Source organism: Acinetobacter sp. AOR18_HL (genome assembly GCF_027855145.1).
In the GTDB taxonomy this organism is placed as follows: domain Bacteria; phylum Pseudomonadota; class Gammaproteobacteria; order Pseudomonadales; family Moraxellaceae; genus Acinetobacter; species Acinetobacter pittii.
Genome location: NZ_JAKTIG010000013.1, coordinates 20,551 through 29,679 on the forward strand (window position 1 = coordinate 20,551; position 9,129 = coordinate 29,679).

Below are 9,129 nucleotides of genomic sequence, written 5' to 3' on the forward strand. Positions count from 1 at the left end.
GCTGATGTAAGCTCAAAGGAAGGAGTCCGACCGTGACAACAATGACAACAAAATTTCGTGATGTAGAAATTCGTGCGCCACGCGGCACTGAATTGACGGCTAAAAGTTGGTTAACTGAAGCTCCATTACGTATGTTGATGAATAACCTTGATCCGGACGTTGCAGAAAACCCGAAAGAGTTGGTTGTATACGGTGGTATTGGCCGTGCAGCACGAAACTGGGAATGTTTCGACAAAATTGTAGATACGCTAAAAAATCTTGAAACTGATGAAACTTTATTGGTTCAATCAGGCAAACCAGTAGGTGTGTTTAAAACTCATAAAGATGCACCACGCGTTTTAATTGCAAACTCAAACCTTGTACCGCACTGGGCAAACTGGGAACACTTTAACGAATTAGACGCTAAAGCTTTGGCAATGTACGGTCAAATGACAGCAGGTTCATGGATCTATATTGGTAGCCAAGGCATTGTACAAGGTACTTACGAAACTTTCGTTGAAGCAGGCCGTCAACACTATAACGGTGATTTAAAAGGTCGTTGGGTGCTTACTGCTGGTTTAGGTGGTATGGGTGGTGCTCAGCCTTTAGCTGCAACACTTGCAGGTGCGTGTTCTTTAAACATTGAATGCCAACAAGCAAGTATCGATTTCCGTTTACGTACCCGTTATGTAGATGAACAAGCGACTGACTTAGACGATGCTTTAGCGCGTATTGACCGTTATACGAAAGAAGGTAAAGCAATTTCAATTGCGCTTCATGGTAACGCTGCTGAAATTTTACCTGAGCTTGTACGCCGTGGTGTACGTCCAGACATGGTAACTGACCAAACAAGTGCACATGATCCACTAAATGGCTACTTACCAGTAGGCTGGACTTGGGATGAATACCGTGCACGTGCGAAAACTGAACCAGAAGCTGTTGTAAAAGCTGCAAAACAGTCGATGGCGAAGCACGTACAAGCGATGCTTGATTTCCAAAAAATGGGTGTTCCAACTTTTGACTATGGTAATAACATCCGTCAAATGGCGAAAGAAGAAGGTGTAGCAAACGCTTTTGATTTCCCAGGCTTCGTACCTGCATACATCCGTCCATTGTTCTGCCGTGGTATTGGTCCATTCCGTTGGGCAGCGCTTTCTGGTGACCCAGAAGATATTTATAAAACAGATGCCAAAGTTAAAGAGTTAATTCCTGATGATGAGCATTTACATCACTGGTTAGACATGGCACGTGAACGCATTAGCTTCCAAGGTTTACCAGCGCGTATTTGCTGGGTAGGTTTAGGCTTACGTGCAAAACTTGGTTTGGCATTTAACGAAATGGTTCGTAGCGGTGAATTATCAGCTCCAGTTGTGATTGGGCGTGACCATTTAGACTCAGGTTCAGTTGCAAGTCCAAACCGTGAAACTGAAGCAATGCAAGACGGATCAGATGCAGTATCAGACTGGCCTTTATTAAACGCTTTGCTTAATACAGCAGGCGGCGCAACTTGGGTGTCTTTACATCACGGTGGTGGTGTAGGTATGGGCTTCTCTCAACACTCAGGCGTTGTGATTGTGTGTGATGGTACAGATGAAGCTGCTGCACGTATTGCTCGCGTACTGACCAATGACCCTGCAACAGGTGTTATGCGTCATGCCGATGCAGGTTATGAAATTGCAATTAACTGTGCGAAAGAGCAAGGCCTACACTTGCCAATGATCACGCAATAAAAATACACGGAAGAACTGGCGGTGCTTTTTGCAATTGTGAAAAGCACCGTCTCAGCAGAATATAGTGCAAAAAATTAGGAAGCCAACATGGAATTATTAATCCAACCGGGAAAACTAACCTTAGCCGATTTACGTCAAGCGTACCTCAACCCGATCAAAGTTAAATTAGATGAAAGTGCTTCATCTGCAATTAATGCAAGCGTGGCTTGCGTTGAGAAAATTGTAAATGAAGGACGTACAGCTTACGGCATTAATACAGGCTTTGGCTTACTTGCTTCAACCAAAATTGCTCCTGAAGATTTAGAAAAATTACAGCGTTCATTGGTTCTTTCGCATGCAGCAGGTGTAGGTGAAGCACTTGATGATGCAATGGTTCGTTTAATTATTCTATTGAAAGCAAATAGCTTGGCGCGTGGTTTCTCTGGTATTCGCCGTAAAGTGATTGATGCTTTGTTGGCTTTAATTAATGCCGAAGTTTACCCACACATTCCACTGAAAGGTTCAGTAGGCGCTTCAGGTGACTTGGCACCACTTGCACACATGTCTTTAGTGTTACTTGGTGAAGGTAAGGCGCGTTATAAAGGTGAATGGTTACCAGCAGTTGAAGCTTTAAAAGTTGCAGGTTTAGAACCAATTTCTTTAGCAGCTAAAGAAGGTTTAGCACTTTTAAATGGTACACAAGTTTCAACGGCTTATGCTTTACGCGGCTTATTTGAAGCGGAAGATTTATTTGCCGCTGCAACTGTTTGTGGTGGCTTAAGCGTTGAAGCAATGCTGGGTTCACGTGCACCATTTGATGCGCGTATTCATGAAGTACGTGGTCAACGTGGCCAAATTGATGTGGCTGCGGCTTATCGTGATCTATTAACAGACTCGAGTGAAATTGCACATTCACACGAAGACTGTAGCAAAGTTCAAGACCCATACTCTTTACGTTGCCAACCACAGGTGATGGGCGCATGTTTAACCCAAATCCGTCAGGCTGCTGAAGTATTAGAAATTGAAGCAAATGCTGTATCTGATAATCCGCTTGTTTTTGCTGAACAAGGTGACGTGATTTCTGGTGGTAACTTCCATGCAGAACCTGTTGCAATGGCGGCTGATAATTTAGCATTAGCAATTGCAGAAATTGGTTCATTGTCTGAACGTCGTATTTCAATGATGATGGACCGTCACATGTCGCAACTTCCACCGTTCTTGGTGGCAAATGGTGGTGTTAACTCGGGCTTTATGATTGCTCAGGTAACCGCTGCTGCTCTTGCAAGTGACAACAAAGCGCTTGCTCATCCAGCAAGTGTTGATAGCTTACCGACTTCTGCCAACCAAGAAGACCATGTATCAATGGCTCCGAATGCGGGTAAACGTCTTTGGTATATGGCTGACAACGTCCGTGGCATTTTAGCTGTTGAATGGTTAGGCGCTTGTCAGGGTCTAGACTTCCGTGAAGGCCTAAAAAGCTCGCCTAAACTTGAACAAGCTCGTAAAATCTTGCGCGCTCAAGTGCCTTACTACAGTGAAGACCGTTTCTTTGCTCCTGATATTGAGCAAGCAAGTGAATTACTCTCAAGCGGCTGCTTAAACGAGTTAATTATTCCAAAACTACTCCCTAGTTTATCTGAAGTGTGATTGATAAAACGGTCACATGGAGTGGCCGAATCTAACTAAATATCCTCAAGGATTGGAGATTATAATGTCACAAAACTCCACACTACAGCGGGGTTTAAACACCCGCCACATTCGTTTCTTGGCATTGGGCTCAGCAATTGGAACTGGGCTTTTCTATGGTTCGGCAACTGCCATTAAAATGGCAGGGCCTTCAGTATTACTTGCGTATATCGTTGCAGGGATTGCAATTTATATCGTTATGCGCGCATTGGGTGAAATGGCTGTCCAAAACCCTGTCTCTGGTTCATTTAGCCACTATGCTTCACAGTACATTGGTCCATTGGCTGGCTTTACGACAGGCTGGACTTATGTTTTTGAGATGATCATTGTGGCGTTGGCTGATGTCACTGCTTTTGGTATTTACATGGGGTTCTGGTATCCCGATGTACCACGGTGGATCTGGATTTTATCCCTGATTATGTTCTTGGGTGCAATTAACCTCATTCACGTTAAAGTCTTTGGCGAACTCGAGTTTTGGCTTTCTATTGTCAAGGTGAGCGCCATTGTTGCCATGATTTTAGGTGGAATCGGTTTAATGTTCTACGGCTTCCATGCTGACCATAGCAGTGTGGTACCGGGTATTCAAAACTTATGGATTTATGATGGCTTTATGCCGCATGGGATTGCCGGCTTAGTTGCATGCTTATCTGTGGTTGTATTTGCTTTCGGTGGTATCGAAATTATTGGTATTACAGCAGGTGAATCACAAGATCCGAAAACCACTTTACCAAAAGCAATTAATGCAGTTCCAGTACGTATTTTACTTTTCTATGTGTTGACCATTTTTGTACTGATGTCGATTTTCCCATGGAATCAAATTGGTAGCCAAGGTAGTCCATTTGTACAGATTTTTGAGAATTTGGGCATTCAATCAGCAGCTACAATTTTAAATATTGTCGTGATTACTGCTGCTGTTTCAGCGATTAATAGTGATGTATTTGGTGCTGGTCGTATGCTTTATGGCATGGCAAACCGTGGTCAAGCGCCTCGAGTTTTCCAGAAATTATCACGTAATGGTGTGCCATGGATGACTGTAGTGGTTATGGCTGGCGTGCTATTAATTGGTGTAGTGCTGAACTACCTGATTCCTGAAAATGTATTCATGATCATTGCCTCAATTGCAACTTTCGCAACCGTTTGGGTGTGGCTCATGATCTTGCTTTCGCAAGTCGCGATGCGCCGTAAGTTGTCTACTGCTGAAATTAAGGCATTGGATTTCCCCGTTATTGGTTGGCCGTATGCTCCTGCGTTTGCAATTGGTTTTATGGTATTCATTTTAGTCATGATGGGTTATTTCCCAGATTCACGCCCTGCAATTTATGTGGGAATCACATGGCTTGTTCTGTTAATGATCGCTTATCGTATTTGGGTCAAACCTCAGCAAAATTCGGGAAAGCAAATTAATTCAATTCCGCAAAATATCGAGATAGAAAGCTAACAAGTCAACTGCCCAATAGCTTTACTGTTGGGCAGTTTTGAGGAAAGGCGAATGAAAAAACTTTGGCAAAATTGCCACATTGCGACCATGCAAAATGGGCAATATTCCTATATTGAAGATGCAGCAATAGTCACAGAAGGGCATCTGATTCACTGGATTGGAAAACAACAACAACTTCCTGCCGACACTTATTCCGAAACAGTTAACTTAAATGGCGCTTGGGTAACCCCGGGGTTGATCGACTGTCATACGCATAGTGTTTTTGGTGGCAACCGTAGTGTTGAGTTTGAAAAACGCTTGCAAGGTGTGAGCTATGCTGAAATTGCTGCAAGCGGTGGCGGCATTGCCAGTACAGTTCGTGCAACACGTGAAGCAAGCGAAGAACAATTACTAAGCTCAGCACTTAAACGTATTCGCTGTATGCAAAAAGACGGCGTTACAACCATCGAGATCAAATCTGGCTACGGACTCAATTACGAAAATGAGCGCAAGATGCTGCGTGTGATCCGTCAAATTGGTGAAGCTTTACCAATGACGGTAAAAAGCACTTGCTTGGCTGCACATGCGTTACCGCCAGAGTACAAAGACCAAAGCGATGCTTATATCGAGCATATCTGTACAGAGATGTTGCCTAAACTACATGCTGAAGGTTTAGTCGATGCAGTTGATGCTTTCTGCGAGCATTTGGCATTTTCACCAGCTCAGGTTGAACGTGTTTTTAAAACAGCACAATCATTAGGTTTGCCCGTTAAGCTTCATGCTGAGCAGCTCTCATCGCTAGGTGGTTCAAGCTTGGCAGCACGTTATCATGCTTTGTCGGCCGACCATTTAGAGTACATGACCGAAGATGATGTCAAAGCAATGGCAGAGTCGGGCACGGTTGCAGTGTTATTACCGGGTGCCTTTTATTTATTGCGTGAAACGCAATACCCACCAATTGAAAGCCTGATTAAACATGGCGTGCGTATTGCGCTGTCGAGTGATTTAAACCCGGGTACATCTCCAGCACTTTCTTTACGTTTAATGCTCAACATGGGCAGCACACTTTTCCGCTTAACGCCTGAGCAAGCCTTAGCAGGTGTCACCATTCATGCTGCACAAGCGCTCGGTTTAGAGCAAACACACGGCAGTTTAGAGCAGGGTAAAGTCGCTGACTTTGTGGCTTGGGATATTGAGCATCCATCTGAAATAGTTTACTGGCTGGGCGGAGATTTGCCTAAGCGAGTCGTTCAGCATGGACAAGAAGTTATTTTTTAGACGGTGGCATATGAATCACACATTTAAATGGCAAGGCCGCCATGATGGCGAGGGTGAAGCACACCAACGTATTCACCATATCATGAACAAAACCCAACCTGCTGAATTTGCCCTGATTGGTTTTAGCTCTGATGAAGGCGTGAAACGTAACAAAGGCCGAGTCGGCGCTGCTGATGCACCAGATGCGATTCGTACACAACTGGCTAATTTACCGATTCATCGTCCAGTCAGTATTCTCGATTTGGGTACAGTGACCTGTGAATCTGAGAATTTAGAGCAAGCGCAAACCGAGTTGGCAGAGCAAGTCGCAAATAGCTTACAAAATGGTTTAAAACCGATTGTATTGGGCGGTGGACATGAGGTTGCCTTTGGCAGCTTTAGTGGTCTGTTCCACTATGTACAAGCCCACGCGCCAGATAAAAAAATAGGCATTATTAATTTTGATGCCCACTTTGATTTACGTGAAGCTGAACATGCCACCTCTGGAACACCATTTTTACAGGCAGCTCGACTTTCAGAACAGCATCAAAAACAATTTAATTATTTATGTATTGGGGTCGCCAACCATGCCAATACTAAAGTTTTGTTTGATACAGCCGATGCGCTAAATTGTTCATATTTACGCGATCATGAGGTTAATATTTTTAACCTATCAAACGTGCTTGCAGCGGTTGATGCTTTTATTGAAAAAGTAGACTATTTGTACGTTACGATTGATTTAGATGTCTTCACGGCTGCGGTTGCACCAGGGGTCAGTGCACCTGCTGTAAAAGGAATTGATTTAGCTACTTTTGAAGCAATTTTTAAGCATATTCAAGAGACTGGGAAAATCAAACTTTTAGATATTGCTGAGTGCAATCCAAAATTTGATTTGGACAATCGAACAGCAAAACTGGCTGCCTATATTGTTTATCAATACTTCTTTAATTAATAAGTTAAAGAATATACTTTTAAGTCAGGTTTTTACTTAAGGCCTGACTGAAAAGATTGTAAAAATAATGAACTAGAAGAATAGCCTGATAGGAATGATTGATTCTGGTCTAGGAGGATTGTCTCTATTTATTAAGCACATTCGGCAGACCCGTCCGAATGAAGATATTATTTCCTTTGCAGACTCGAAATATATTCCCTATGGGGATAAAAATAGCGATTGAAACGATTAGAGCGCAAAATTAGTATTCCACTTATTGCTATAGAACCTGCGGTAAAACCAGCTGTAGGAATAACCTTAAGTAAATATATTATTGTTTTGGCAACTGAAACCACCGTTAAAGGAAAAATTTAGAAAATTTAATTGAAACTTACGCAAAAGATATCAAAGTGTCTTTACTGCCATGTATTGGTCTGGCCGAAAAAATTGAAAATACCAAAGCATACACTGCTGAAGTTAAAAGCTATTTAAAAAATATTTTGGATTTTCTGTTAGGACGAAAGGTTGATATGATCCTAGCCAAAATAATGGACACAAAGTCCCTCTAAAGCTAACTATGGAGATATAAGAAATGGCGAAACGCTTTAGCACTGAATTTAAGCAACAAGCGATAGAGTATGTGCTGGCAAATTCACATGAACCATTAGCTGCCATAGCTAGGAAGTTGGGTGTGGGTTATTAAACGCTAGATAAACGGGTACGTGATACGTGAAATAAAAGTGGCTGGTGCCAGCAAACGACAACTAACACCAGAGCAACAACGTATTCTGGATTTAGAAAAAGAAGTCAAACAGCTTAGTGAAGCGAATGATATTCTAAAAAAACGCATGTGTACTTTCTGACCGCAGATCAAACTTCGAAAAGTACACGGTAATTGCGGATTTAACGATGAACAAGAAAGTCACTATCTCTTCAGCCTGTAGATGTTTAGCTGTCAGCGCTGCTGGTTATTATGCTTGGCGCAAGCGACGAGTTGATAATGCTCAGAAATATAAGGATTTAAAAGCAGTATATTAGCAACCTCATGCTCGTTTGGGCGCACCGTCATTGGTTTATGACATGCATGATCTGGGCTACAGCATGAGTGAACGTATTGTAGGAAGAATGCTTAAGCATCTTGGGTTATGCAGTAAGATTTCATGCAAATATAAGCATACGACAGATTCAAATCATCGTTTGCATACAACTCCCAATTTATTGGATCGCCAATTTACAGCCACAAAACCGAATCGGGTTCGGGTATAGACAACAGACATTACATATATTTGGATCAAAGAAGGTTAGTTGTATTTATGTGTGATGCTGGATCTATTTAGCCGTCGTATTGTAGGAGACAAACCAGCCATAGAATAGACCAATTTAAGGTCTATGAGGACACTAATTTGCCATCACACGATACGACGAATGAAAAGTGCTTTTGTAAAAAAGCACTTTGTCGAATTATTTTATTTGTTTTCTATAAACATAATCATTATCTTCTTCATGAGTTTTTATAAAACCTGATTTCTCGAGAATTTTTATAGAAAATATGTTTCTAGGATCAACATAACCTTCTAGGTACTGCACATTATCTTTTTCTTTTAAAAAATTTTCAAGCCATTGCAAAGCAGCATATCCATAACCTTGGTTCCAATATTTTTTATAAATTACATAACCTACATAAGCTTTTTTTTCATTTTTTAATACTGTAGCTTGAATTGTACCAATTGGGTAATTTTTATGAAAGTCACTATATATTATCCAGTTCATCCACTCTTCGTTCGGATTATGAGATCCATCTATTAAAGATTGATACCTATTTCTCAATTGTTGTATATTCTCATACTTAACATCTGGAATATACAAATATAATTCATCATCCTGCAGGTAATTAAAAGTATTTTCTGCATCACTGATACTCAATAAAAATACATTTAAACTATTCATGATAAAACCTCATTAATTAAAAAAAATTTATATATAAATAGATTATATAATTCAAAATGAAGATTTGAATTTTTATCATCAAATAATTTGTCATTAAAATTTAATGGTTGGCGAATTCAAACATGAGGTGCGACAGTTTGAAAAGTCTTATGATAATCAACAAGCTGAGCAAATTTCTCTAATGGTGTAAGCCAATCTAACGC

6 protein-coding genes and 2 pseudogenes are annotated in these 9,129 nt (G+C 41.3%); 7 read left to right on the forward strand and 1 reads right to left on the reverse strand.

Annotation, left to right across the window (positions count from 1 at the left end):
- The first annotated feature begins 41 nt into the window (after positions 1–41).
- The 7 genes and pseudogenes from hutU to MKL51_RS04025 form a co-directional block, all read left to right on the forward strand.
- Positions 42–1,709, forward strand: a complete 1,668-nt coding sequence (gene hutU / locus MKL51_RS03995; RefSeq protein WP_014207979.1) for a urocanate hydratase — start codon at positions 42–44, stop codon at positions 1,707–1,709.
- An 87-nt stretch (positions 1,710–1,796) separates the two neighbouring features.
- The gene (gene hutH / locus MKL51_RS04000) at positions 1,797–3,335 is read left to right on the forward strand and encodes a histidine ammonia-lyase (RefSeq protein WP_000421598.1); all 1,539 of its coding nucleotides are present in this window, start codon (positions 1,797–1,799) and stop codon (positions 3,333–3,335) included.
- A 64-nt stretch (positions 3,336–3,399) separates the two neighbouring features.
- Positions 3,400–4,812: an amino acid permease gene (locus tag MKL51_RS04005; RefSeq protein ID WP_017481863.1), complete on the forward strand. Its 1,413-nt coding sequence runs from the start codon at positions 3,400–3,402 to the stop codon at positions 4,810–4,812.
- A gap of 51 nt (positions 4,813–4,863) precedes the next feature.
- Complete coding sequence (gene hutI, locus MKL51_RS04010; protein WP_017481862.1) at positions 4,864–6,069, forward strand: imidazolonepropionase; 1,206 nt, start codon at positions 4,864–4,866, stop codon at positions 6,067–6,069.
- A 10-nt stretch (positions 6,070–6,079) separates the two neighbouring features.
- Positions 6,080–7,000, forward strand: coding sequence for a formimidoylglutamase (gene hutG / locus MKL51_RS04015; protein WP_032006651.1), 921 nt, complete (start codon positions 6,080–6,082; stop codon positions 6,998–7,000).
- 94 nt (positions 7,001–7,094) lie between these two features.
- Positions 7,095–7,518: pseudogene (locus MKL51_RS04020) on the forward strand (glutamate racemase); the annotation flags it as partial.
- A 53-nt stretch (positions 7,519–7,571) separates the two neighbouring features.
- Positions 7,572–8,358: pseudogene (locus MKL51_RS04025) on the forward strand (IS3 family transposase); the annotation flags it as partial.
- Positions 8,359–8,440: 82 nt separating this feature from the next.
- On the opposite strand, the gene MKL51_RS04030 reads toward MKL51_RS04025, so the two are convergent.
- A complete protein-coding gene (locus MKL51_RS04030) occupies positions 8,441–8,926 on the reverse strand; it encodes a GNAT family N-acetyltransferase (RefSeq protein WP_032006652.1) in 486 nt (161 codons plus the stop codon).
- Positions 8,927–9,129 lie beyond the last annotated feature (203 nt).

What these genes read in the sequence shown, in the direction of transcription:
- hutU (WP_014207979.1), top strand. Translation starts at nt 42, where the DNA reads ATGACAACAAAATTTCGTGATGTAGAAATTCGTGCGCCACGCGGCACT.
- hutH (WP_000421598.1), top strand. Translation starts at nt 1,797, where the DNA reads ATGGAATTATTAATCCAACCGGGAAAACTAACCTTAGCCGATTTACGT.
- MKL51_RS04005 (WP_017481863.1), top strand. Translation starts at nt 3,400, where the DNA reads ATGTCACAAAACTCCACACTACAGCGGGGTTTAAACACCCGCCACATT.
- hutI (WP_017481862.1), top strand. Translation starts at nt 4,864, where the DNA reads ATGAAAAAACTTTGGCAAAATTGCCACATTGCGACCATGCAAAATGGG.
- hutG (WP_032006651.1), top strand. Translation starts at nt 6,080, where the DNA reads ATGAATCACACATTTAAATGGCAAGGCCGCCATGATGGCGAGGGTGAA.
- MKL51_RS04030 (WP_032006652.1), bottom strand. Translation starts at nt 8,926, where the DNA reads ATGAATAGTTTAAATGTATTTTTATTGAGTATCAGTGATGCAGAAAAT.